This is a genomic window from Mucilaginibacter rigui (genome assembly GCF_014773275.1).
Lineage (GTDB): Bacteria > Bacteroidota > Bacteroidia > Sphingobacteriales > Sphingobacteriaceae > Mucilaginibacter > Mucilaginibacter rigui_A.
Map to the genome: position 1 here is coordinate 44,988 of NZ_JACWMW010000008.1, position 24,139 is coordinate 69,126.

The 24,139-nt window shown below is 43.6% G+C and carries 21 protein-coding genes and 1 tRNA gene; 13 read left to right on the forward strand and 9 right to left on the reverse strand.

What is annotated here, in order from left to right; genetic code table 11:
- Positions 1-46: 46 nt before the first annotated feature.
- Both IDJ75_RS20700 and IDJ75_RS20705 read left to right on the forward strand, forming a co-directional pair.
- Positions 47-117 (forward strand) — tRNA-Cys (locus IDJ75_RS20700).
- 30 nt (positions 118-147) lie between these two features.
- Positions 148-324, forward strand: a complete 177-nt coding sequence (locus IDJ75_RS20705) for a spore protein (RefSeq protein ID WP_067058092.1) — start codon at positions 148-150, stop codon at positions 322-324.
- A 484-nt stretch (positions 325-808) separates the two neighbouring features.
- Here IDJ75_RS20705 and tnpA read toward each other — a convergent pair whose 3' ends face one another.
- Both tnpA and IDJ75_RS20715 read right to left on the reverse strand, forming a co-directional pair.
- A complete protein-coding gene (gene tnpA / locus IDJ75_RS20710; protein WP_191177570.1) occupies positions 809-1,270 on the reverse strand; it encodes an IS200/IS605 family transposase in 462 nt (153 codons plus the stop codon).
- Position 1,271: 1 nt separating this feature from the next.
- Positions 1,272-2,312, reverse strand: a complete 1,041-nt coding sequence (locus IDJ75_RS20715) for a quinone-dependent dihydroorotate dehydrogenase (RefSeq protein WP_191177571.1) — start codon at positions 2,310-2,312, stop codon at positions 1,272-1,274.
- 121 nt (positions 2,313-2,433) lie between these two features.
- Here IDJ75_RS20715 and IDJ75_RS20720 point away from each other — a divergent pair, with 121 nt between their 5' ends.
- The 7 genes from IDJ75_RS20720 to IDJ75_RS20750 all read left to right on the forward strand — a co-directional run bounded on the left by IDJ75_RS20720 (position 2,434) and on the right by IDJ75_RS20750 (position 9,393).
- Positions 2,434-3,195 (forward strand): SGNH/GDSL hydrolase family protein, encoded by a 762-nt coding sequence (locus tag IDJ75_RS20720; RefSeq protein ID WP_191177572.1) that lies wholly within the window; start codon positions 2,434-2,436, stop codon positions 3,193-3,195.
- A 104-nt stretch (positions 3,196-3,299) separates the two neighbouring features.
- Positions 3,300-5,222: an ABC-F family ATP-binding cassette domain-containing protein gene (locus IDJ75_RS20725; RefSeq protein ID WP_191177573.1), complete on the forward strand. Its 1,923-nt coding sequence runs from the start codon at positions 3,300-3,302 to the stop codon at positions 5,220-5,222.
- A 57-nt stretch (positions 5,223-5,279) separates the two neighbouring features.
- On the forward strand, positions 5,280-5,822 hold the full coding sequence (locus IDJ75_RS20730) for an AAA family ATPase (protein ID WP_191177574.1): 543 nt from the start codon (positions 5,280-5,282) through the stop codon (positions 5,820-5,822).
- Positions 5,823-5,962: 140 nt separating this feature from the next.
- Positions 5,963-7,138: a retropepsin-like aspartic protease gene (locus IDJ75_RS20735; RefSeq protein ID WP_191177575.1), complete on the forward strand. Its 1,176-nt coding sequence runs from the start codon at positions 5,963-5,965 to the stop codon at positions 7,136-7,138.
- A gap of 41 nt (positions 7,139-7,179) precedes the next feature.
- Positions 7,180-8,442: a type IX secretion system plug protein gene (locus IDJ75_RS20740; RefSeq protein WP_191177576.1), complete on the forward strand. Its 1,263-nt coding sequence runs from the start codon at positions 7,180-7,182 to the stop codon at positions 8,440-8,442.
- 44 nt (positions 8,443-8,486) lie between these two features.
- On the forward strand, positions 8,487-8,624 hold the full coding sequence (locus IDJ75_RS20745) for a hypothetical protein (RefSeq protein ID WP_191177577.1): 138 nt from the start codon (positions 8,487-8,489) through the stop codon (positions 8,622-8,624).
- A 247-nt stretch (positions 8,625-8,871) separates the two neighbouring features.
- Complete coding sequence (locus IDJ75_RS20750) at positions 8,872-9,393, forward strand: acyl-CoA thioesterase (RefSeq protein ID WP_191177578.1); 522 nt, start codon at positions 8,872-8,874, stop codon at positions 9,391-9,393.
- 127 nt (positions 9,394-9,520) lie between these two features.
- On the opposite strand, the gene IDJ75_RS20755 is transcribed toward IDJ75_RS20750, so the two are convergent.
- Positions 9,521-9,928 (reverse strand): EVE domain-containing protein, encoded by a 408-nt coding sequence (locus tag IDJ75_RS20755; RefSeq protein ID WP_191177579.1) that lies wholly within the window; start codon positions 9,926-9,928, stop codon positions 9,521-9,523.
- Positions 9,929-10,034: 106 nt separating this feature from the next.
- Between IDJ75_RS20755 and IDJ75_RS20760 the strand changes: the two genes are divergently transcribed.
- Complete coding sequence (locus tag IDJ75_RS20760) at positions 10,035-11,060, forward strand: PAS domain-containing protein (RefSeq protein ID WP_191177580.1); 1,026 nt, start codon at positions 10,035-10,037, stop codon at positions 11,058-11,060.
- A 15-nt stretch (positions 11,061-11,075) separates the two neighbouring features.
- On the opposite strand, the gene holA is transcribed toward IDJ75_RS20760, so the two are convergent.
- A complete protein-coding gene (holA, locus tag IDJ75_RS20765; RefSeq protein ID WP_191177581.1) occupies positions 11,076-12,101 on the reverse strand; it encodes a DNA polymerase III subunit delta in 1,026 nt (341 codons plus the stop codon).
- Positions 12,102-12,237: 136 nt separating this feature from the next.
- On the opposite strand from holA, the gene IDJ75_RS20770 reads away from it, so the two are divergent.
- Positions 12,238-12,696, forward strand: coding sequence for a type I restriction enzyme HsdR N-terminal domain-containing protein (locus tag IDJ75_RS20770; RefSeq protein ID WP_191177582.1), 459 nt, complete (start codon positions 12,238-12,240; stop codon positions 12,694-12,696).
- A 3-nt stretch (positions 12,697-12,699) separates the two neighbouring features.
- Here the strand turns inward: IDJ75_RS20770 and IDJ75_RS20775 are convergent, their stop codons facing one another.
- Together IDJ75_RS20775 and IDJ75_RS20780 are read right to left on the reverse strand one after the other, a co-directional pair.
- Positions 12,700-14,532, reverse strand: coding sequence for an ATP-binding protein (locus IDJ75_RS20775; protein ID WP_191177583.1), 1,833 nt, complete (start codon positions 14,530-14,532; stop codon positions 12,700-12,702).
- A gap of 107 nt (positions 14,533-14,639) precedes the next feature.
- A complete protein-coding gene (locus IDJ75_RS20780) occupies positions 14,640-17,279 on the reverse strand; it encodes a valine--tRNA ligase (RefSeq protein ID WP_191177584.1) in 2,640 nt (879 codons plus the stop codon).
- 469 nt (positions 17,280-17,748) lie between these two features.
- Here IDJ75_RS20780 and IDJ75_RS20785 point away from each other — a divergent pair, with 469 nt between their 5' ends.
- Positions 17,749-19,830, forward strand: a complete 2,082-nt coding sequence (locus IDJ75_RS20785) for a M13 family metallopeptidase (RefSeq protein WP_191177585.1) — start codon at positions 17,749-17,751, stop codon at positions 19,828-19,830.
- A gap of 72 nt (positions 19,831-19,902) precedes the next feature.
- Here IDJ75_RS20785 and IDJ75_RS20790 read toward each other — a convergent pair whose 3' ends face one another.
- Both IDJ75_RS20790 and IDJ75_RS20795 read right to left on the reverse strand, forming a co-directional pair.
- The gene (locus IDJ75_RS20790; RefSeq protein WP_191177586.1) at positions 19,903-20,376 is read right to left on the reverse strand and encodes a DUF3368 domain-containing protein; all 474 of its coding nucleotides are present in this window, start codon (positions 20,374-20,376) and stop codon (positions 19,903-19,905) included.
- Positions 20,351-20,587 (reverse strand): UPF0175 family protein, encoded by a 237-nt coding sequence (locus IDJ75_RS20795; RefSeq protein WP_191177587.1) that lies wholly within the window; start codon positions 20,585-20,587, stop codon positions 20,351-20,353. The genes IDJ75_RS20790 and IDJ75_RS20795 overlap by 26 nt, the downstream gene beginning before the upstream one ends.
- 132 nt (positions 20,588-20,719) lie before the next feature.
- Between IDJ75_RS20795 and IDJ75_RS20800 the strand changes: the two genes are divergently transcribed.
- On the forward strand, positions 20,720-22,054 hold the full coding sequence (locus IDJ75_RS20800; RefSeq protein ID WP_191177588.1) for an MBL fold metallo-hydrolase: 1,335 nt from the start codon (positions 20,720-20,722) through the stop codon (positions 22,052-22,054).
- A 237-nt stretch (positions 22,055-22,291) separates the two neighbouring features.
- On the opposite strand, the gene IDJ75_RS20805 is transcribed toward IDJ75_RS20800, so the two are convergent.
- On the reverse strand, positions 22,292-24,007 hold the full coding sequence (locus IDJ75_RS20805; RefSeq protein WP_191177589.1) for a GMC oxidoreductase: 1,716 nt from the start codon (positions 24,005-24,007) through the stop codon (positions 22,292-22,294).
- Positions 24,008-24,139: the final 132 nt, after the last annotated feature.

Consider the following 24,139-nt stretch of genomic DNA (forward strand, 5'->3'; position numbering starts at 1 on the left):
ATTGATTGCCAATAAATAATTACTATTTTTGCAATCCTTTAAAAATGGTCGGGTGGCCGAGTGGCTAGGCAGAGGTCTGCAAAACCTCCTACAGCGGTTCGAATCCGCTCCCGACCTCAAGGTTAAAAACATTTAAAATAAAAAGTCATGGGCGTTACTCGTTTAAAAAGAAAAGATAGAAGAAACAAAACCACTTCACGTTTAGAAGTTCAGTTTTTGAAATTAGCTACTAACATTGAGTTAGGCAGCCGTTCTGCAGAGAAAAAAGATAGCCAGATAGCAAAAAACAATGCTGTTTTAGCTATTGCTGCTTCAGGCAAATAATTCTTCTTTTTTAAAAAGAATTTTAAAGGCGTACCGATAGGTGCGCTTTTTTTGTGGGGTTATTTATTGTAGAGACTATTTTAAGGAGGCTCCTATGGAGCCAAGAAGACTTATGCAAGTTCTATAAACAGAATGCCCCGCTGGGGCAATTGAATATTGCGACAAGCGAATGCCTTTAACATGTACTGATTATCCTCAACAATCAGATGATTTAAGAGGTAAATGTATCCTAATAACTAACGTAGTTCGGCTCCAGCGGAGCCTCGTGTTTATAGAAAACACGGAATTTGACAATGGCTCCATAGGAGCCTCCTATCCAAACAACACATATTCGAAAGATTCAAATAGATTATAACGCGAGTCATCTACCATGTAACTCACCCTTGATCCGTCTCCAGCGGATCCATGTGTTTATAGAAAATGAAGCATTAAGGTTGGCACCACAGGAGCCCCCTATCTCCAATTTAAAAGCCCCTTACACAATTTAAACGAAAAACTCAAATAGATATTTATCCTCAAAGGGTACTTCAAACTTCTGCAACAATTCTAAATATTCCTGCTTAAAAGTTTTCTTTTGATGGTGTGTTTCTTGGTTAAGCACATACTTTACAACCGTATCAATATGCGAATGCGAATAAGAGAACACACCATAACCTTCTTGCCAGCTAAATTTCCCTTTCACCCAACCTTTGCTATTTATAAATTCATTACTCTCCACCTTAACTTCTTTAACAAAATCAGAAATTAATACAGTTGGTTTAAAACCTACAAACAGATGAACGTGATCAGGCATGCAATTTATCGCCAGCATCTTTGCATTTCTGTTTTGTACAAGGGCGGTGATGTATTTATGCAATTCTTCCTTATGTTCTTTAGTAATGAGGCACAATCGATTTTGTACCGAAAACACAAATTGTAAATAAATCTGGGAAAAGGTGTTTGCCATATTACAATGATTGCAATATCCTCTTATTTATCCTCCCTATTAACCCCGGACCTTCGTAAATAAAACCGGTGTATAATTGCAGCAATGATGCGCCGGCCGCCAATTTCTCCATCGCGTCTTCTGCCGAATGGATGCCACCCACGCCTATTATAGGGAATGCCCCGCCCGATGCTTTGTGCAAATAAGCAATAACTTCTGTTGATCGCCTGGTTAAAGGCTTGCCGCTTAACCCGCCGGCCTCCTCTTTATGGGCCGATGTAAGGCCATCCCTGCTAATGGTTGTATTTGTGGCGATGATGCCCGCTATGCCGGTTTGTTTAACAATATCGGCAATATCATCTAATTGCTCATTGGTAAGGTCTGGTGCTATTTTTAACAGAATAGGCCTGCTTATCCCGTTCTTGCTATTTCGTTGCTGTAAAGTGTTTAAAAGGTTCATTAGCGGCTCTTTTTCCTGCAGTTCGCGCAAACCTGGCGTGTTGGGCGAGCTTACGTTCACCACAAAATAATCAACCACATCAAAAAGTCTGTCGAAACATTTAATATAATCGCTTACGGCATCCTCATTAGGCGTAACCTTATTTTTACCAATGTTGCCCCCTACTATTAATGCCTGCTGCCCAGGTTTAAGGCTTTTACGATAAGCAGCAATGCGCTCGGCGGCTACATCAACCCCCAAATTATTAAAGCCCATGCGGTTTATCAGCGCGGCATCTGCCGGCAGGCGAAACATCCTTGGCTTGGGGTTGCCCGGCTGTGGTAGCGGGGTTACTGTACCTACTTCAACAAAGCCGAAACCCAGGTTGCCCATTTCGCTTATCAGTTCGGCGTTTTTATCAAAACCGGCGGCAAGGCCAACCGGGTTTTTAAATTTAAGGCCAAAAACTTCGCGTTCCAGCCGTTTATCATCTGTGCCCCAAATAGCTTTACTTAATGATGCACCGCCGGGGAAACGGTTAAACCGTTTAAGGTTACGGGTTACAAAATAATGTACGTTCTCCGGGTCGAACTGAAACAACAGGGGTTTGAGCAATTGATACATAGCGCGAATTTACCGTTTTTAACAATTACGCATCAACTTTTAACAATTAAGCATTGGCATAATTTACATTTTGTACTTTAGGCACAGGTAATAATTTGCACCCGCTATAAGTAATATTAACATGACTAATAATAACTCCCGTCGTAATTTTATAAGAACCACCGCTGTGAGCGCTGCGGCGGCTATCAGCATCCCGCAGATCGTATCAGCTTCGGCTAACAGCTATAGCAGTAAAAGGGTGCAACTGAAAGATAATGATGTGATCCTTTTCCAGGGCGATTCTATTACCGACTGGGGCCGCGATCATAACAAAACCACGCCTAATGATAACAGTGCGCTGGGCAACAGCTATGTTTTGCTAACTGCTGCAGAGTTACTTGAAAAATACGCGCCGAAAAACCTGCAGATCTACAACAAGGGGGTGGGCGGCAATAAGGTATATCAACTGGCCGACAGGTGGGACACGGATACACTTGCCCTGAAGCCAACCGTACTAAGCATCCATATTGGTGTAAACGATTTTTGGCATACCCTTGGCGGCGGTTATACCGGCACTATTGAAACCTATATAACCGACTACAAAAAACTTTTAGACCGCACCAAAGCCGCCCTGCCGGGTATAAAGATCATTATTGGCGAACCCTTTGCCATGATAGGCACCAAATCTGTCGACGGGAAGTGGTACCCAACATTTGACCTTTTCCGTAAAGCAGCCCGCGATATTGCAGCGGAGTATGATCTGCCGTTTATCCCTTATCAAACCATATTTAACAACGCGCTAAAATTCGCCCCCGCTACCTACTGGACGCTTGATGGCGTACACCCAAGCCTCGCCGGTGCAAAACTGATGGCACAAGGCTGGATGGAAGTGATTAAGGGTTAGTACTTAGTTAATTAGCATATTAACGTCACAAACGCTGATCCCTGATGGCTAAACGGTAATCTCACTTTTGAGGCGTCGCCCCAAAAACGTATCTTTGCGGCCAAATGATAGCTATAAATAACCTTACGTTCGAGATTGGTGCGCGCGCCTTATATGATGAAGCCAACTGGCATATTAAACCCGGCGAAAAAATTGGTTTGATTGGCGCTAACGGCACAGGTAAAACCACGCTGTTAAAAATTATTGTAGGCGATTACAAACCTACATCGGGCACCATATCAATGGCTAAGGACCTTACCATGGGTTACCTTAACCAGGACTTGCTATCTTACTCATCAGATAAAAACATTGTGCATGTTGCCATGGAGGCCTTTGAGCGCCAAAACCAACTACACGATGAGATAGAGGTGCTTCTTAAAAAACTGGAAACAGACTACACTGAAGACCTGCTGCATAAACTAAGCGACAAACAGCACGAGTTTGAACTGCTGGATGGTTACAATATTGAATATAAAGCACACGAAATTTTAGCCGGCCTTGGTTTTAGCGAGGCTGATTGCCAGCGTAAACTAAGTACTTTTTCGGGAGGATGGCGTATGCGCGTGATGCTTGCCAAGATCCTTCTACAGGCACCTGACATCCTTTTGCTGGATGAGCCTACCAACCACTTAGACTTACCGTCTATTCAATGGCTGGAAGATTATTTGAAGGCCTTTACCGGCGCTATCATCATTGTATCGCACGACAGATGGTTCCTTGATAAAGTTATTAACCGTACGGTTGAATCGCGTAAGGGAAAACTGAATGTGTATGCCGGTAACTACACTTTTTACCTGGAAGAAAAAGCACTGCGTGCCGAAATTCAGCGTGGCGAATTTAAGAACCAGCAATCAAAAATAAAACAGGAAGAGCGCTTAATTGAGCGTTTCCGTGCAAAGGCATCAAAAGCAAAGATGGCGCAATCGCGTATCAAGATGCTTGATAAGCTTGAGCGTGTTGATGATGTGGATGATGAGAACCCTGAAGTTAACTTCAGCTTTCGTTTCAGCAAGCAATCGGGCCGCCATGTATGTACCCTGGAGCATATCACCAAAAAATATCCTGCAATTGATATTTTAGATGATGCCGAAGCGATCATAGAAAAAGGCGATAAAATTGCCCTGATAGGCGCCAACGGTAAAGGTAAATCAACCCTGCTGCGTATTGTAGCCGGTGCCGATAAAGAATTTGAAGGTACTGCCGTTACCGGCCATAACGTAACCCAAACGTTCTTTGCACAGCACCAGTTAGAAAGCCTGCATTTAGAGCACCAGATATTACAGGAGCTGCAATCATTCGCCCCAAAACATACCGATACAGAGCTGCGCACTATATTAGGTTCGTTTTTGTTTACCGGTGATGATGTGTTCAAAAAGATCAAGGTATTATCGGGTGGCGAAAAATCGCGCGTGGCGCTTGCAAAAGCGTTAACAGCAGATGCCAACTTCCTGGTACTGGATGAGCCTACCAACCACCTGGACATGGCTTCGGTGAATATACTGATCCAGGCGCTGCAACAATACGAAGGTACGGTTATCGTGGTATCGCACGACAGGTACTTCCTTGATAATGTAGCCAACAAGATCTGGTTTATCGAAAACCAAAAAATTAAACAATACCCGGGTACTTACGCCGAGTATGATGAGTGGAACGCCAAACGCAAGTTAGACCCCAAAGTAGAAACACCGGCCCCTCAACCTAAAAAAGAAGAGAAAAAGACTGAGCCGGTTAAACAGCCACATGGCGAAAACAAAACCCAGCAGCTAAAAAAACTTAACCAGGATTTAGCCAAGATGGAAGAGCATATATCGGCTTTAGAAAAAGATGTAAAACAATTGGAAACCCAATTAGCCGACGATAGCATTTACAACCAGGCCGAAAAGCTACAGCAATTAACCGACGGCTACCAGTTAAAAAAATTGGAGCTGAGAGAAAACCAGGCACGCTGGGAAGCACTCGCCGAACAGATAATGGAACTGGAAGGATAAAAAACTTTAAATAACCAGGGCAGTTGCTTAGCAACTGCCTTTTTTGTTGCCGCAAATATGAAAATACATGTTATGGGTGCCTCTTGCGCCGGCTCAACCACATTGGGCAGGGCGTTGGCGCAACATCTTAATTACACCTATTTTGATACCGACGAATACTTCTGGCTGCCATCTGCCGTGCCTTATACCATAAAAAGAGAAACCGCTGATAGAATAGCAATGCTTAAAACCGATTTACTGGGTAAAACGGATGCTATAGTGGGCGGCTCGCTGGTAAGCTGGGGGAATGAATGGCTTACGATGTTTGACCTGGTTGTATTTTTATATACCCCACATGATATAAGAATGGAGCGGCTGCACACCCGCGAGGTTGAACGCTATGGCGACCAGATATTTACCGATCCATTCAGGGCCGATCAGTATAAAAAATTTACCGATTGGGCCAAAGGTTATGATGATAATACAACCAATGGCAGGAACCTTGCTGTGCATCAGCTTTGGTTAAGCAAAGTAAATTGCCCGGTTCTTAAAATTGAAGGCGATACCACAGTTGCTGAAAGGATAGATCTGATCATGGATAAGCTGCAAAGCATTAAATAGTTGCTGCCGCAAACTTTCAACTCGTGGAGTAGCGTGGCTTCAGCTTTCAGTTGAAAAAAAACGTAATATTAAAACAAACCAGCGTTGCTGCTAAAACAGCTGTATTTTTTTATTTAATTTTAGTGTGTAACCCGCCATAAATGAAACATATTGCCTTATTGTGCTGCTTATTATCCGCCTGTACTTTTACCCGCTCACAATCAATCTCATTAAACCAGGGAGGACCCGCAACAAGTAAATACTACACCCAACTACCTTATGAAATGGTTAATGGTAAAATGTTTGTGCAGGTTGAAATTAAGGGCAAACTACATAAGTTTTTGTTTGATACCGGGGCGCCTGTTGCACTAAGTAAAAAACTGATAACCGAGTTACAGTTAACCGAAATTCACCAGGGCCACTTAACAGATGTAAACGGCACGGTTAGCAACGCTGCTACAGTACAGATAGACAGTATAAAACTTGGCGATGTAACCTTTACCGGCATCCCGGCCATTACACTGTTCCCCGACTGGTACAACTGTTGGAATATTGACGGTGTTATTGGCAGTAACATACTGCGCCAGTCGGTAGTGAAACTAATGAGCGACAAGCACCTCATCATTATTACCGACCAGCCCGATAAACTCGCGCTCAACAAAAAACACAGCGTACCGCTCATTACCAATGCCAATAAAAACCAGCAAAGCGACCCGCAAATAAAAATATTGTTAAACAATAAGGTTAGCTTAACCCTTGGTTTTGATACCGGCGACAACGCCTTTTTAAGGTTTACCGACGACCTGATGCAGCAACTGGCTAAATATAATTCTTACGAAATAGTATCAAAAGGGTTTGGCGCTACCACTATTGGCGAAAACGGCTTGCAGCCAGGTGCCGAAAAATATTTGTTAAAAATCCCCTTTATTAATATTGGCAGCGCACGTTTTGATAATTTGGTTACCGAAACTAATAAAGGCGGCATCCCCGGCATTGGCACCAAACTGCTTGATTACGGCGATGTAACGCTCGACTTCATCAACGGAAAGTTTTACTTCGATGCCAAAAACGACGCGAATGCGCCAGATAATAAGCAATGGCCTTTTCAGCCAACTTTTGCTGATGGCAAACTGGTTATTGGTGTGGTTTGGCAAAAAGGCATGGATAAAGTTAAACACGGCGAACAGATCATGGCTGTTGACGGTAAAGACCTATCGAATTTAACGCTTTGCCAACTGATGGATAATGGCCCCATACTTGGCGACAAACAAAGCGCGGTAATAACGCTTAAAGCACCCGACGGACAGGAGCAAAAGCTAAAAATTGATAAAGAGTAGCGCATTATTTTTTAAGTATAATTGTTTATTATCTTGCACAGATGAAAAAATCAGCATGCCTTTTTATTGTTTGTTTTTTAGCTGGTATAACTTGTTTTGCCCAAACCCTGCCGTTTGATAACAGCGTTTACCGGCACGAGATAAAAAGCGTGGAATTTTTTAATTCAAAAAAACAGGCATCTTTCCCCGTAATTGATCTGGGCAGCGGCGAAACGGTAACACTGGGTTTTGACGACCTGAGCGGCGGCAGCCGTACTTTTAATTACACCATTCAGCATTGTGATGCCACCTGGAAGCCATCAAACCTGTCGCCTGCCGAATACCTGGAAAGCTTTACCGACGACCGCATTAACGATTACTATTACTCATCGGCAACGTTCCAAAAATATACGCATTACGAGGTTAAGATCCCTAACCGTAATATCATCCCCAAAATATCAGGCAACTACATCCTGAAGGTTTATGAAGATAGCGACCCTACAAAACTGGTACTAACCCGCAGGCTTTACATAGTTGGCAAGCGGGTATCGGTAAGTGCCAATATCATCACATCAAACAACGTAGCAGCAAGGCGCACCAACCAAAAGGTAAACTTCACTATTGATTATACCGGCCTGCCTGTTCAAAACCCTAATACCGATATCCGTGCTTTTTTGATGCAGAATGCCCGGCCCGAAACCGGCATCATGAACAATAAGCCAACCTACATCCGCGGTACGCAACTGGTGTATAACGATGTAAACATCAACGATTTTGCCGGCCGTAACGAGTTCAGGCATTTTGATACCCGCACACTCAAATTAAACTCTGAGCGAATAGCCAAAATATACAAAGACACTGCCAATACCGTTATGCTGCTTGGCGACCCAAACCGTAACCTGCCCAATTATACTTTGTTGTATGATCTTGATGGTAAGTTTTACATCCTTAACCAGGATGGCAGCGACCCACGCCGTGATGCCGATTACGCGCACATGTATTTTAGCCTGGCATCCAATAAATCTGAAGCGGATGGCACCCCATATATTGTTGGCCAGTTTAATGATTATAAGCTGGATAATAACAGCAGGCTAACTTTTGATAGCCGCGGCCGCTGGTATACCAACCTGCTGCTTAAACAGGGCGTATACGATTACCAGTACATTTGGGTAAGCAACGCCTCCAAACAGCCCGATGATATCATTTTAGAGGGCAATTACTTTGAAACCGAGAACGAATACCAACTGTTGGTTTATTACCGCCAGGTTGGCTCGCGATATGAGCAATTGGTGGGTTACAACCTTTTAAGCTCGGCCAAACAATAATTTGTAACAAGCTAACAGCACCATCATCTAATTGATTTAAAAACATGAGCAGAACAGCAAAAAAAATATCGACAGCAGCTATTATAGCTATTACCTTTTTGGCCTACCAGTTTGGTAAAGATATTATGAAAATTGGTATTAAAGACGGCAAGGCTACAAAAATGGCCATGGCTAAGAAATAGTTTTAGGTCGTAAGGAGGCTCCGCAGGAGCCAACACGTCATTACCTTCCTTTTTATAAACAGGGCATTCCTACGGAATGAACTCTGCATTTATGGGTGGCCAAAACCGCTCCGGAGGAGCATCCTATTTATAGAAAACACGATCCATACTTACCGGCTCCATAGGAGCATCCTACTTCACACGTACAAAACGTTTGTATACAGGCTTTTTGAGGCGATACTTTCCCCTTAAAGTTTATCTTTGCAGCATGAAAGGAAAATCGCCCCAGGAATCATTTACTATTATGAACGAACTGGTATTACCCAATGATACCAATACCCTTAATAATTTAATGGGGGGCCGTTTACTGCACTGGATGGATATTGCAGCCGCGATATCGGCACAAAAGCATTGCAACCGCATTGTGGTAACCGCATCTGTAGATAACGTATCCTTTCAGCACCCTATAAAACTGGGTGATGTAATTACCATCGAAGCCAAAGTATCACGCGCTTTTACTACCTCTGTTGAGGTTAGGCTTGATGTATATGCCCAAAACATACCATCGGGCACCAAGGTAAAAAGCAACGAGGCCTATTACACCTTTGTAGCTTTAGACCAAAACGGACGCACTATCCCCGTGCCCCCAATGCTACCCGAAACCGACCAGGAAATTGAGCTTTATGAAGGTGCATTGCGCCGCCGCCAATTAAGGTTGATACTGGGCGGTAAAATGAAACCCAATGATGCTACCGAACTAAAAGCATTATTTTTTGGCGAAGAGAAATAACTCTTCTTTCAATAAAATTTGAGTTAACCACAGAGTACACAAAGGACGGAAACCACAGAGAGCACAGAAGTTTAAAGCCCTGTGCTCTCTGTGTAAATCTCTGCGTCCTCTGTGATTAACTCACAAACTATTCAGCCGCCAGTTCTAATATCCTGTCAAACTCCTCGCGTTTTAATGCCATTACCGAAAGGCGGCCCTGCCTAACCAGCCCTATATCTTTCAGGCGGTCATCGGCTTTTATTTGCTCAAGGCTTATGGGCTTTTTCAGGCTTTCTACAGGTTCAAGGTCAACCACTACCCAGTTGGGGTCTTCGGTGGTAGGGTCCTGGTAAAATTCTTTTACAACACGGGCTATGCCAACTATTTCTTTACCCTCGTTGCTGTGGTACCACATCACCAGGTCGCCGGTTTTCATCAGCTTTAGGTTATTGCGAGCCTGGTAGTTACGTACGCCATCCCAAAAGGTACGGCCTTCTTTGTTAAATTTTTCCCAGCTATATTTTACAGGCTCTGACTTTACTAACCAATGATTCATAGAATGTATGCTTAAATAGTGCCGCAAATTAGGAATTATCAACGAAATACAGACAAGGCAACAAGAGTTTAAAAATGCGTTTTCCTAAAACGAAAATATCTAATTTATGGCTAATCTTAACATCATATTATATATAATTGTATCATCAACATTTGTACCCGAAAAACAACTTATGCCTTTACATATCAGTAATGATGATGCAAGCTTTATTGTGCTATTTCACAACAACCCCAACCCAATGTGGATTGTTGAAGTGGACACCCTGCAATTTAAAGAAGTAAATGAGGCAGCAATAAAACATTACGGTTACAGCCGCGATGAGTTTCTGAACAAAATAAAGCTCTCCAACATCCGCCCGGTACACGAGCAACAGGAGATGCTTAACCTTATTAAACGGATAAAGCACAGCCAAACCATTAAAAAAGAACTTACTCACATCAAAAAAAATGGCAGGTCTATCCATGTAAATATTACTTCATATAATGTTGTGTTTAATGGCTTCTATTGCCGCATGGTCATCATTCATGATATTACGCAGCAGAAGCAAAAAGATGCTAAGCTTGTTGAAGCCCTTGACAGGATAAACGAAACGCTGGAGAGTATTACGGATGGTTTTATAACACTCGATCGTAAATTGCGGGTAACCTATTGGAATAAAGAGGCGGCGCGGATATTATCTATAAATAAACAAACCATATTGCACAAAAAGCTTTGGGAGCTATACCCCTACTACCGCGAACTAAATGTTTTTAAGCAATTAAAATACGCGTTAGAGCATAAAGAGACTGTAAAATTTGAGGAGCAAATTACCCAGTTAAAAAAATGGGTTTGCTTTACCGTTTACCCGGGCGCCGATGGGCTTGCGGTATATTTTCAGGATATTACCAGCCAAAAACATGGCGAGGAGCAGATTAACCTGAAGAACGAGAGCCTTGACCAAATAGCCTATATCAATTCGCATATTATACGTAAGCCATTGGCTAACATTTTAGGGATCATTAACTCGTTGGACGGTTTACCTTGTGATGCAGAATATTTGGAGCAGCCAATAAAAATGCTGAAACAAAGCGCGACGGAACTGGATAACCGAATACAAGAGATAAATACCCGGGTAGAGAAAACGCTGAGGTAGCATGAAGCAAACTCCTTAATGGAGTATCTTAAACATCAACTCCTTCATCAAACCACCGTGGTCGGTGTTTGACTCTACCCCCTTGCTTTTAAGGTCGTACTCGCGCAGATAACTAATTACCTGGAAGGTTTTTCCTAAATTATAACCACGCGCGGCCTGTTCATAATCCTTTAAAAAATACGGGCTAACGCCAAGCTCTCTCGCCAGGTTTTGCGGGGTTTTGTCTTTCACGTAATGATAGGCAAGCACCTTGCTGAAAAAGTTGTTCAGGTTACCTAAAACAAGCACTATGGGGTTGGCTTTGGGGTTAGCCTCAAAATAATTCACTATCTGATTAACCTTGTATGCATCTTTTTTGGTGATAGCAGCCTGCAGTTCAAAAACATTGTATTCTTTACTGATGCCTATGTTATCCTGTATCAGCTGAAGGGTAATCTCCTGCCCGGCGCTGATGTTTAGCATCAGCTTATCCAGTTCGTTGGCTATTTTTGACAGATCGTTGCCCAGGTACTCAGATAACATTGCGGCAGCCTGCGGGCTTATCTTATATTTTTTATCGGCTACGTACCCTTCTATCCAACCGGGGATCTTGCTATCATACAAAGCCGCCGATTCAAATATCAACCCGTTTTTTTCAATAGCCTTATAAGTTTTTTTGCGTTTATCAAACTTGCCGTATTTATAGCAAAAAACCAGTATGGTACTTTGCAGCGGGTTTTCCAGGTAGCTTAATATGGGGTTGATGTTTTTTTTATCGTCATCATCCCGCCCCCACTTCATATCCTGCGCTTCTTTTACCATTACCACCTGGTAATCGCTCATCATAGGGTAACGTTTTGAGGCGTTTATAGCTGTCATCACATCAGTATCCTTACCGTATAGTATTGTTTGGTTAAACCCTTTCTCGGCGTCAGATAAAAGGTTATGCTCAATGTAATCGCTTATCAGGTCGATATAGTAAGGCTCCTCGCCATGCAGCAGGTATATGGGTTTATACTTGCGGTTCTTAAGATCTTTTATTATATCAGGAGCAGTAGCCATGGGTTAAGCCAAAAGTAAAAAGTAAAAAGTCAAAAACCTTATTTTGTAGAATATAAAGTAATAAACATGCATTGTTGAAAGAGCATTTTTGATTTTTGACTTTTTAATTTTGAATTTAAATTACTTTTGAATTTGCATGGACTTACTACTTCCGCTTAATTTACCGCCATACCCTTTTAAACTGACCGAACAAAACGGACAGCTTACTGTATTTGATGAACTGCGAAAAAAAAACATCATTATTACCCCCGAGGAATGGGTGCGCCAGCATTTTGTGCAATACCTTATTGGCCATAAGCAATACCCAAAAGCATTAATTAAATTAGAAGGGGGGTTGAAGCTGCACGGCATGGCCAAACGTACCGATATAGTGGTGTTCAATTCGGCGGGCCAGCGCATTTTGCTGGTGGAGTGTAAAGCCCCATCTGTTGCCATTACACAAGCTACTTTCGATCAGGCGGCTCGTTACAATATGGTTCATAAGGTGCAGCTAATGGCAGTAAGCAACGGCTTGCAGCATTATTACTGCAGCATAGACCATGCAACAGCGAGTTATAAATTTATAGAGGAATTACCGGGATACAGGGAGCTTTAGCTATTAAACAGTAGCTATCAGGTTTTGGATCTTTTCCATCAGTTCATCCGGTTTAAACGGCTTGGCAACATAATCATTCATACCGGCATTGGTCACCTGGTCGCGAATATCAAATAAAGCAGATGCCGTTAAAGCAATGATAGGGATATTAGATTTAGCCGGGTCAGTCATTCTCCGTATCTCCATCGAGGCGTCAAACCCATTCATCACCGGCATTTGCAGGTCCATCAAAATAATATCAAAATTACCGTACTGCACAATCTCCACCGCGCGTTCGCCATTTTCGGCTATGGTTGGTACAATCTTCCATTTAGAGAATAGTTTTTTCATCAGCATCACGTTAACCGGGTTATCCTCGGCTATTAAAACACGCAGGCTGCTGCCCGGGTCTTCAATTTCGGCTAAAACCGGTTGCAGCTCCTCGTTATTATTTCGTTGCTGCTGAGGTATTGCTAAACGTTCTTTTGGCTGTGCAATAACTTCGGTAGATACCGGAAACTCCATATTAAAAGAAAACTCCGATCCTGCACCAACGTTACTACTCACATACATCTGGATAGATTGCAATTCCAACAGGCGTTTAACAATGGCCAATCCCAAACCTGTACCCCCATACTGTCGGGTTGTGGTGATAGATTCCTGAGTAAAAGGCTCAAAAATGGTTTCGAGGTTTTCCTTTTTAATACCTATACCGGTATCCTTTACAGAAAAGCCCACCGTAATGTTATTATGGCGGTCTTCTAAACAAGTTACCCTTACCCACACGCTGCCTTCCGATGTAAATTTTATAGCGTTGCTAACCAGGTTAAATATGATCTGTGTAAGGCGGGTTGGGTCGCCAAATATTACTTTCCTTCTAAGCGTACTATCAATATCCAGTTTAAACAACAGACCTTTTTCTTCAGCTTTGATGATTTGCCCGCCGCAAATATTTTGCATCAGGTCAACCAGGTTAAATTTTATCTTTTCGAACACCACCTTACCTGATTCTATCTTATTAAAATCAAGCACATCATTTACAATGGCCAGCAGGTTGTTGGCCGAAAACTTCAATATCTCCAGGTTCTCACTCTGATCCTGCCGGGGGTTGTTCATCAACAGCAGGTTACTCATCCCGATAACCGCGTTTAAAGGCGTACGGATCTCATGCGACATGGTAGATAAAAATTCCGACTGTACCTGCGATGATTTTTCGGCTTTTTCTATAGCACGCTCAAATTTGATGTTTAGCGCAGCCTGCTCTTCGCCGTTATCTTTAAGCTGTTTGATGTTCTTTAAAAACGCGCTGTAAAAGTGGCTATGGATAAATATAATGAGTATAAAATTGGCAAATACAGCTATAATAGTGGTTGACTCATCTGCCTTTTCAGGCTTAAAATCAATAAAGTAATTATGGTCATACTGCATCACCATAAATATTAAAACAGGCAGTAAATTTAGCAACGAGTAAAACATGCCCCAGTTTTGCCCAAGCATATAAAAGCTAAATACAATTACCAGTATTATAAGTTGTATGGTAATAATATTTACGTCTTGTAGTATAACAAAAACAGTTGCCATATTTACCATGGTGCCAACTACCAGCAGCAAATGCGATATGGTATGCCAGTGCGGTTTATAGGTAAGATATTTAAACAGCGCCAGTACTGCTGCTAATGCAATGGTGGCAGTACTGGTCATAACGCGCAGGTTTTGCAGGTAAACGCTTAAAAACAAAGCGCATAAACCAACAGCTGCAAGTAATAAACCATAATATAGCAAACGGATGCGTGCCTGGTCAAGAATTGACAGTTCGCGCCTGAGTATTTTATTAATCGAAAAATTAAAAAAATTCACTTGTTTGCGTGCCGGTATTAATATTAGGTAAATTAAATAATAATAAACAGTGGTATAATATACACAATATGTTACTATTTGATTATAAATACCCCAACATTATACAATTAGCCTGCCAACCCGCGCAAATTATCTTCAACTATCTTTAAACGGGCTTCTGCATCAGCCTTCTTTTTCAATTCGTTCTCTATTATCTCGGGCTTGGCATTTGCCATAAAGCGTTCGTTCCCTAATTTAGCGTTTACCGATTTTAAGAAACCTATCAAATAATCGCGTTCTTTTTCAAGGCGCTCCCGCTCTGCAATAACATCAATTTCTATGTTAAGCGATACAAAAAACTCGTCAGTACCCGCAATAAAGCTGTTTGCGCCGGTTATAGCATCATTAACTTTAGTCAATTCGGTAACATTACCCAGTTGTTTTATAATGGGCTCGTACAGGTTATAATCAATAGTCGAATTTGCTTTTACCGCCAGCGGCAACGCCTCTTTTGGCGACAACTGGTTACTGTTGCGCGTGTTACGAATTTGTGTTACCACTTGCTGAACTATCTCGATCTCGGCAACAAGCTGGGTATTTATTTTCCCGATAGCTGGCAATTGTGCAACAATGCAACAATCTAATTCGGTACGCGTACCAAATAATTCGTCGTGCCAAAGCTCCTCAGTAAGGAACGGCATATACGGGTGCAGTACTTTTAAAATATCCTCAAAAAATGAAACAGTAGCGTTAAAAGTTTCGGCATCTATCTTTTGCTTTTCAACCCCTTGCTGATAGGCAGGTTTTACCATCTCCAGGTACCATGCACAAAAATCGTCCCATACCAGTTTGTAGGTGGTCATTAACGCTTCAGATAGGCGGTATTGGGCAAAGTCGCTGTCAATCTCAACCAAGGCCTGGCTAAAGCGGCTTGCAAACCACTCAATAGCTACTCCATTTTTGGGGGCGATGCTCTCATCAATTTCCCAGCCTTTTACCAGTTTAAAGGCGTTCCATATTTTATTGGCGAAACCGCTTCCCTGTTCACAGTATTTTTCGTCGAACATCAGATCGTTCCCCGCAGGCGAGCAAAGCAGCATACCTACACGTACCCCATCCGCACCGTATTTTGCGATCAGGTCAAGCGGATCGGGCGAATTACCTAACGATTTCGACATTTTACGGCCAAGCTTATCCCTAACAATACCGGTAAGGTAAACGTTGGTGAACGGCTTAGTCTCGCGCAGCTCATGCCCTGCCATGATCATCCTGGCCACCCAGAAGAACAAGATCTCGGGCGCGGTTACCAGGTCATTTGTGGGGTAGTAATAGTTTATTTCGGCATTATCAGGGTTACGCACACCGTCAAAAACCGATATTGGCCACAGGCCCGATGAGAACCAGGTATCCAGTACGTCCTCGTCCTGGGTAAGCTGGTCTATGGTTAGCGATGCATCAATTTTATGTGCCTCGGCTAATGCTTCTTCTTTTGTTTTGGCCACTACAAATTCACCGTTTGGCAGGTAGTACGCCGGGATCTGCTGGCCCCACCAAAGCTGGCGGCTAATGTTCCAGTCCCTCACGTTCTCCATCCAGTGGCGGTAGGTGTTAATGAATTTTTCGGGGATCAATTTTACATCTCCATTCAACACATACGCTAAAGCAGGCTTTGCCAGCTCAGGCATTTTGCAAAACCATTGCATAGATAGCTTTGGTTCGATAGCCGCATTAGTACGTTCGCTATAGCCTATCTGCGAGGTATAATCCTCCGTTTTTTCGAGCGCACCGGCTTCTTCTAAAAGCACTGCAATTTTTTTACGGGCAATGAAACGATCTTCACCAACCAATATTTGCGCTTTCTCGTTCAGCGTGGCATCATCATTTAATATATCGATGATTGGAAGCTTATGTTTTTGGCCAAGCTCGTAGTCGTTCAGATCATGCGCCGGGGTAACTTTTAAACAGCCGGTACCAAAATCCATGGTTACGTACTCATCCAGTATCACCGGGATCTCGCGGTTTATCAGCGGGATAAAAACCGATTTACCATGCAGGTGCGTATAACGCTCGTCATTAGGGTTTATACAGATAGCGGCATCAGCCATAATGGTTTCAGGCCTTGTCGTCGCGATGGTTAGGTGACTATTTTCGCCCGCTACCTTATAATTTATGTAATAAAGTTTCTGATTAACTTCTTTACGGTTAACCTCTTCGTCGCTAACCGCGGTTTTACTTTGCGGGTCCCAGTTTACCATGCGTACGCCACGGTAGATCCAGCCTTTTTTATGCAGATGAACAAAGTAATCTATAACAGATTCGCTCATGCCCTCGTCCATAGTAAATTTTGTACGCTCCCAATCACATGAGGCGCCGAGCTTTTTTAATTGCTCCAGGATAATACCGCCGTATTTTTCTTTCCACTCCCAGGCGTAGCTTAAAAACTCTTCGCGGGTAAGGTCTTTTTTATTGATACCGCGCTCTTTAAGCATGGCCACAACCTTTGCTTCGGTGGCTATGCTGGCGTGGTCTGTACCCGGCACCCAGCAGGCATTTTTGCCTTTCATACGGGCGCGGCGTATCAGTACATCCTGTATGGTATTGTTAAGCATATGGCCCATGTGCAGCACACCTGTTACGTTTGGCGGAGGGATAACGATAGTGTAAGGTTCACGATGGTCAGGTACTGATCTGAAAAAGTTGTGTTGTAACCAGTAACTGTACCATTTTTCTTCGGCTGCAGTGGGCGAATAGGTTTTTGCAATACTCATAGCCTGCAAAAATAACTATTTGGCGCTAATATTCTCACGCAAAGACGCAGAGACACAAATTTACTCACCCGATCATCGCTTCGCTTCACCACCCTCTCTTCGCTGCGCGCAAAGAGGGTTTTGCTTTTTCTTTCCTCACCCTCTCTGCTGCGCAAAGAGGGTCGCACACGAAGTGCTGCGGGGTGAGTCAACTAATGAAGCGACATATATAACTAAACGTTTATATGGAACAATTATAAATTACAGCATGCTAAATATTAGCAACAATAATTTTACATATAGCCGTTTATATATTATAAATAATGCACCGAAGATGAAAACAATACCTGCAAATCGTTTTTTGGCCGCTTTTATCAGATTATCGAAGTTATCTGTTGTGATCAACTGGTTCAACAAATAGAGTTGCCCCTACTTATTATTTGCTACACGGCAGATAAAAAATTACCTTGATCTTTTTACTGACTAAATCATGAAATTAAAGTTCACCAACTTAATGCTGATGGGTGCGTTGTGCCTGTCGGCTACCGCTTTTGCCGCCAATGGCGACAAACCCGTTAAAGGGAAAACCCAAAGCAAAACCACAAACGATCCGCCCCGTAAATTCATCGACCCGGCCAATATGGACCTGTCTGTAAAACCCGGCGACGATTTTTTTGACTATGCCAATGGTAACTGGATAAAACAGAACGCCATACCGGCAAAAGAAACCCGCTGGGGCAGTTTCAACATCCTGAGGCAGGATAACACCAACCGCCTGTTAGGTTTACTTAACGAAGTAAGTAAAACGCCCGGCCAGCCAAAAGGCAGCCTTAAACAACGTGTTGGCGACCTTTATGCCAGCGGTATGGATAGCCTTGCAATCGAGAAGAAAGGTTACAGCCCAATAACAGCCGACCTGGCACGCATCAATAATATAACTGACCTGAACGGTATTGTTAACGAACTGATTTACGAACGCGTAAACGGCATCGGCAGCCCACTGTTTGGTTTTGGCGTAGGCCAGGACGATAAAAATGTAGAAAAATACATTGTAAGCCTTAGGCAAGGCGGTACCAGTTTGCCTGACAGGGACAACTATTTAAAAGAAGACGCCCGTTCAAAAAAGATCCAGGATGCATTAAGAACTTATATTACTACCCTGTTTACCCTCACCGGCACCAATGCCGATGAAGCGGCTAAAAACGCGGCAGTGATCTTTGACCTGGAGAAATCACTGGCTAAATCGCAACTGAGCCGTGTTGCGCAACGCGACCCGAATGTTACCTATAACAAGTTCTCGATAGCCGATTTCGCCAAAACCACACCACATTTAAACTGGGTAAAGCTGCTACCCATGTTAAAAGTTACCGGGCAGGACACCATTATTGTGGGCCAGCCAGCCTTTTTTAAAGATGCTGATGCTTTATTAGCCTCTGCCCCGGTTAACGATTGGAAAACATATTTGAAGTGGAATATACTGCGTGGTTCGGCTGGTTCGTTAAGCTCGCCGTTTGTGAATGCAAGTTTTGCATACAGCAGTGCGTTAAGCGGCCAAAAAACACAAACCCCGCGTAACGAACGCATGAGCGGCCTTGTTGATGGTAGCATTGGCGAACTGTTAGGCCAGCTTTACGTAGAAAAATATTTTACCCCGGCCGCCAAAAAATACATGGTAGACCTGGTGAACAACCTTAAAGGTACCCTTGGCGACCGCATAAAACGCCTTGATTGGATGAGCGAGGAAACTAAAGCCCGCGCATTGAAAAAACTGGCCGCTTTCCGTGTTAAAATTGGCTACCCCGATAAATGGGAAGGTTATGACGGCCTTGTTATTAACCGCGATGATTATACGGGTAACTTAAGGCGCATTTCGGTTTGGCGCTATAACTTTAATGTGAGCCGCCTTGGCAAACCGGTTGATAAAACCCGTTGGGGAATGACGCCGCCAACCGTTAATGCTTATTACAACCCAACTAATAACGAGATTGCTTTCCCGGCGGGCATCCTGCAGTTCCCGTTCTTTGATTTTGGTGCAGATGACGCAGTGAATTATGGCGGCATAGGCGCCGTTATAGGCCACGAAATGACTCACGGTTTTGACGACGAAGGCCGCCAGTACGATGCCGACGGCACCCTGCGCGACTGGTGGACAAAAGACGATGCTGATAAATTTAAAGTACGCGCAGACCAGGTGGTTGGCCAGTACAACGCCTTCACGGTGTTGGATACCATGCATGTAAATGGCAAACTAACCCTTGGCGAAAACCTTGCAGATCTGGGCGGCCTCAACGTTGCTTACGAGGCTTACAAGAAAACCAAACAAGGTCAGTCGAACAAAAAAATTGATGGCTTTACGCCCGACCAAAGGTTCTTCCTTTCATGGGCGCAGGTTTGGAGAGGTTCGCAACGCCCCGAGGCTGCCGCGCAACGTATCCTGACAGATCCGCACTCGCCGGAGCAATACCGCACCAACGCCCCAATAAGCAATATGGACGCCTGGTACACTGCGTTTGATATTAAACCCGGTGATAAAATGTATAAGAAACCCGAAGACAGGATAAAGGTGTGGTAAGGTTAGAGATTAGAGATCTGTGAATTAGAGATCAGATGAGAGGAAGCCCGGTTGAGAGACCGGGCTTCTTCTTTATTTATCGTATTTATTTAAAAGAATTTCAAGAAAATTTGCCGGGATACGAAAATCTGTACCCTTTATCTTTTCGAAGTACGGTTTTAGTTGTGTGATTACTCCGCGTGTTCTTGCCAGAATTAACACTCCTATGGTTCCGGTGTATGCCAATTGTAATTGTTCGGCTAATTTACGCCCTTTAAGGTCATCAAGAATTAAAGATGGGGAGCTAACTTCTTGTGCTAGTGCAATGGCACTGGCCTCGCCAATATCAACTATTTCGGCATAGGTATAAAGTAAATCCCGATTATCAACTGCGATAACATTTACCCATTGAGGGAGTCGTTTACCATACTCTGCGGCTATTTCGGGAGTGGTTATAACTTGCCCATAAAGGTCTTTAAGAATATTGAGGCCGTCAATTTTATCCAGCAAAATAAAACAGCTGGAATCTGTAATAATTGTGCTAATGTTTGGAGATCCTTTCAACATCTGCAATTACATCTTCGGCGGTGTATTGAAAATAGTTTACATTAAACTGAGCTAACACCGCCGGAAAATCCCACTTTTTCATTCCGCACATTTCGGCCGCTTGCCCTAACGACAATTTACCAGCTTCATATAACTTGGCAGCAATAAACCTTACAGTATCATTTTGATACTCGCCAAGACTATCCGGTACTTGAAGTGTTATAGTTGTCATATATGTAAATATACGATTATTAAAAAAAATGTTTACAATAAATCAAAAGCAAAATAATCTTTACCCCCCACTCACATTTCTGCCTTTTAACACTCACAACCAAAAGCTATCTTTGCGGCACTGACACATTATATGATAGTTCATCAATTTTACGATAAGGGATTGGCGCATGCTTCGTACGCCATTATCCGCTCGGGCAAAATGGTTGTTATCGACCCTGCCCGTAATCCGCAGCCTTACTATGATTTTGCCCAGCTGCACAATGCAGATATCACCGGCGTTATTGAAACACATCCGCATGCCGATTTTGTGAGCTCTCACCTCGAGATCCACCAAACTACCGGCGCGGTTATCTATGTAAGCAAACTTGCGGGTGCCGAATACCCGCACGAAAGTTTTGATGATGGCGATGTTATCCAACTGGATGATATTAAGCTGAAAGCTATCAATACCCCCGGCCACTCGCCCGATTCTATCTGTATTTTGCTGGAGGATGAAAAGGGTAAGGATTGCGCCGTATTTACCGGCGACACCCTGTTTGCAGGTGATGTAGGCCGCCCGGATCTGCGCGAGAACGTTGGCAATATCACTGCTAAAAAAGAAGAACTTGCCCGCCAGATGTACTACAGCACCCGCGAAAAACTGATGGTTTTACCGCCCGATGTAACCGTTTACCCCGCACACGGCCCCGGTTCGCTTTGCGGTAAAAGCATGAGCCCCGATCTGCAAAGCAGCATTGGTAAAGAACTGCGCGATAATTATGCCTTACAGCTGATGGATGAGCTGGCCTTTGTAAAAACCCTGATGGCCGACCAACCCTTTATGCCAAAATACTTTGGGTATGATGTAGAACTAAATAAAACAGGCGCGCCAAACTTTACCGAAAGTATTGAAACGGTATTGCGGCCATCGCAGGATATTGTCTTAGAAAAAGGCGTATTGGTTATTGATACCCGCGTAAAAGAAGCTTACCGCAGCGGGCATGTTAAAAACGCCATCAACCTGCAGGATGCCGAGAAATTTGAAACCTGGCTTGGTTCGGTTGTTGGCCCTAATGAGCTATTTTATTTACTGGCAGCCACTAAGGATGAACTGGAAACCGTTATTAAAAAAACAGCCAAAATAGGTTACGAAAAAAATATAAAAGCTGCTATTTTGATCCCTGCGGATGCTAAAGTGCAATCGCCGGTGCTCAACTACGCTGACTTTAAGAGTGATCCGGACCATTATACCATTGTTGATGTTCGCAACTGGGCCGAGATAAAAGCGGGTAAACTGTTTAAGAATGCTTTGACCATCCCACTGCCCGAGCTAAGGGAGCGTGTTAATGAGATCCCTGTTGATAAACCCATTGTGGTGCATTGCGCAGCGGGTTACCGCTCTGCTGCAGCCGCAGGCATCATTCAGGCTGCTGTTAATCTCGTACCTGTTTATGATTTAGGCGAAGCCATTAATGAGTGGAAGTAATTGAGATATCACTGTATGCTGCCAATGGGGCGCAATCTTGTCAGTATCGAATAATAACAAATCACTGACTATCAGATCATTGCATGCGTTCACGTGTGTTCACGGTAGTGAACGTGAACACTTCGGGGGTTTTGAGGGGCGTTTTTGGACGTTTTAAGGGCGATTTTAGGTGAGATTGATTTATTGTTCGACAAGCTCACCATGACATACAAAACTTTTGACGCATAGCGGTTTATCTTACACCTCTCCCTTTTTTAATGCATCAGCGGCATAGTTTGCAGCTCGGGCAGTTAGTGCCATAAATGTTAATGATGGGTTTTGGGTGCTTGTAGATGTCATGCAGGCGCCGTCGGTTACAAAAACATTGGGGCAGTTATGCAACTGGTTCCATTTGTTTAGCAGAGACGTTTTAGGGTCATGCCCCATCCGGATACCGCCAACCTCATGAATATCCAACCCGGGCGCTTGTTTACTGTCCCTGGTCACTATATTTTTACAGCCTGCTTTATCCAGCATTTCTGTACCCTGCACCAAAAAGTCCTTCAATAACTTTTCGTCGTTATCATCATAATCTACCGAGATACGCAACTGAGGTATGCCCCATTTGTCTTTTGCATCTTTACTCAGCTGTACAAAGTTGCTTTCTTTAGGGATAGTTTCGCCCTGCATCATCATATAAATATTCCATGAGCCGGGTTCGGCTATAGCATCTTTATATTCGGCGCCAATTTGCTGCCCATCCGCGGTGTGCCTCCACCTCGGGCGGGTAGCGGTGTAAAATGTCATATATCCGCGCAAAAAGTCGGTCTCCTGCTTATACACATTCCTAAAGTTAGGCATCATAACGGCAGTGGGCCTGCGGCCATAGTAGTAGCTATCCATAGGCCCCTCAAAACTTGCAGACATCGATCCTCGATAGTTATGAAAAGCCACGTATTTGCCCAACAAGCCATTATCATTACCTAAGCCATTAGGGAAACGGTTTGATGTTGAATTAAGCAAGATAAGATTACTGTTTAAAGCGGCTGCGTTTACAAAAATGATCCGGGCAAAATATTCAATAGCCTTATTGGTATGCGCATCTATAACCCTTACGCCCACGGCCTTTTGTTTTTTCTCGTCATAAATAATGGAGTGCACTACCGAATCGGGCCTTAAGGTAAGTTTACCTGTTTTAGCTGCCCATGGGAGGGTTGACGAGTTAGAACTAAAGTAGCCGCCAAACGGGCACCCCCGTTCGCACAAGCTACGCGCCTGGCACTGCCCGCGGCCTTGCTGCAGGTGTATTTCTTTTGGCTTGGTAAGATGTGCACAACGCCCTATAACTACGTCACGGTCTTTATAATGAGCCATAATACGCTTCCGGATCTCCTTCTCCACCACATTCATTTCCCAGGGTGGTAAAAAGTCGCCGTCGGGCAGGGTTTCCAATCCATCATGGTTCCCGCTTATACCTGCAAACTGCTCAACGTAGGTGTACCACGGCGCCAGGTCATCATAACGGATGGGCCAATCTACCGCGAAACCATCCCGTGCCGGGCCTTCAAAATCAAACTTACTCCAACGCTGGGTTTGCCTTGCCCATAGCAGTGATTTGCCGCCAACCTGGTACCCGCGGATCCAGTCGAAGGGTTTATCCTGCACATAAGGATGCTCCTTATCCTTCACAAAAAAATGTTCAGATGCTTCACCAAAGGCATAGCAGCGTTCTACAATTGGGTTTTCTTGCTGAACAACTAAAGGCATTTGGCCGCGGTGCGGAAAATCCCATGGATTTTTAGTGGCCGTGGGATAATCTTTTAAATGAACAACATCCTTGCCCCGCTCCAGCACCAGGGTTTTAAGGCCCTTGCCGCAAAGTTCTTTTGCTGCCCAGCCGCCGCTGATACCCGATCCTATCACGATAGCATCAAAAGTATTAGCCGCAAATTCGTTTGAATTTACATATGCCATTATAATTGGTTTTGGAAATTGAAATTAGCGATTGTTAATGACAACAACAAAAGCACGGCCTGCAATTTCCGTTTGGTTCGATGGCTCACCATTGCATACCACATTTTATGTCAGTATGAGCTTATCGAAGAC

Excerpts from the sequence above, each read along its gene's own strand:
- IDJ75_RS20705 (WP_067058092.1), top strand. The coding sequence starts at position 148 with ATGGGCGTTACTCGTTTAAAAAGAAAAGATAGAAGAAACAAAACCACT.
- tnpA (WP_191177570.1), bottom strand. The coding sequence starts at position 1,270 with ATGGCAAACACCTTTTCCCAGATTTATTTACAATTTGTGTTTTCGGTA.
- IDJ75_RS20715 (WP_191177571.1), bottom strand. The coding sequence starts at position 2,312 with ATGTATCAATTGCTCAAACCCCTGTTGTTTCAGTTCGACCCGGAGAAC.
- IDJ75_RS20720 (WP_191177572.1), top strand. The coding sequence starts at position 2,434 with ATGACTAATAATAACTCCCGTCGTAATTTTATAAGAACCACCGCTGTG.
- IDJ75_RS20725 (WP_191177573.1), top strand. The coding sequence starts at position 3,300 with ATGATAGCTATAAATAACCTTACGTTCGAGATTGGTGCGCGCGCCTTA.
- IDJ75_RS20730 (WP_191177574.1), top strand. The coding sequence starts at position 5,280 with ATGAAAATACATGTTATGGGTGCCTCTTGCGCCGGCTCAACCACATTG.
- IDJ75_RS20735 (WP_191177575.1), top strand. The coding sequence starts at position 5,963 with ATGAAACATATTGCCTTATTGTGCTGCTTATTATCCGCCTGTACTTTT.
- IDJ75_RS20740 (WP_191177576.1), top strand. The coding sequence starts at position 7,180 with ATGAAAAAATCAGCATGCCTTTTTATTGTTTGTTTTTTAGCTGGTATA.
- IDJ75_RS20745 (WP_191177577.1), top strand. The coding sequence starts at position 8,487 with ATGAGCAGAACAGCAAAAAAAATATCGACAGCAGCTATTATAGCTATT.
- IDJ75_RS20750 (WP_191177578.1), top strand. The coding sequence starts at position 8,872 with ATGAAAGGAAAATCGCCCCAGGAATCATTTACTATTATGAACGAACTG.
- IDJ75_RS20755 (WP_191177579.1), bottom strand. The coding sequence starts at position 9,928 with ATGAATCATTGGTTAGTAAAGTCAGAGCCTGTAAAATATAGCTGGGAA.
- IDJ75_RS20760 (WP_191177580.1), top strand. The coding sequence starts at position 10,035 with ATGGCTAATCTTAACATCATATTATATATAATTGTATCATCAACATTT.
- holA (WP_191177581.1), bottom strand. The coding sequence starts at position 12,101 with ATGGCTACTGCTCCTGATATAATAAAAGATCTTAAGAACCGCAAGTAT.
- IDJ75_RS20770 (WP_191177582.1), top strand. The coding sequence starts at position 12,238 with ATGGACTTACTACTTCCGCTTAATTTACCGCCATACCCTTTTAAACTG.
- IDJ75_RS20780 (WP_191177584.1), bottom strand. The coding sequence starts at position 17,279 with ATGAGTATTGCAAAAACCTATTCGCCCACTGCAGCCGAAGAAAAATGG.
- IDJ75_RS20785 (WP_191177585.1), top strand. The coding sequence starts at position 17,749 with ATGAAATTAAAGTTCACCAACTTAATGCTGATGGGTGCGTTGTGCCTG.
- IDJ75_RS20790 (WP_191177586.1), bottom strand. The coding sequence starts at position 20,376 with ATGTTGAAAGGATCTCCAAACATTAGCACAATTATTACAGATTCCAGC.
- IDJ75_RS20795 (WP_191177587.1), bottom strand. The coding sequence starts at position 20,587 with ATGACAACTATAACACTTCAAGTACCGGATAGTCTTGGCGAGTATCAA.
- IDJ75_RS20800 (WP_191177588.1), top strand. The coding sequence starts at position 20,720 with ATGATAGTTCATCAATTTTACGATAAGGGATTGGCGCATGCTTCGTAC.
- IDJ75_RS20805 (WP_191177589.1), bottom strand. The coding sequence starts at position 24,007 with ATGGCATATGTAAATTCAAACGAATTTGCGGCTAATACTTTTGATGCT.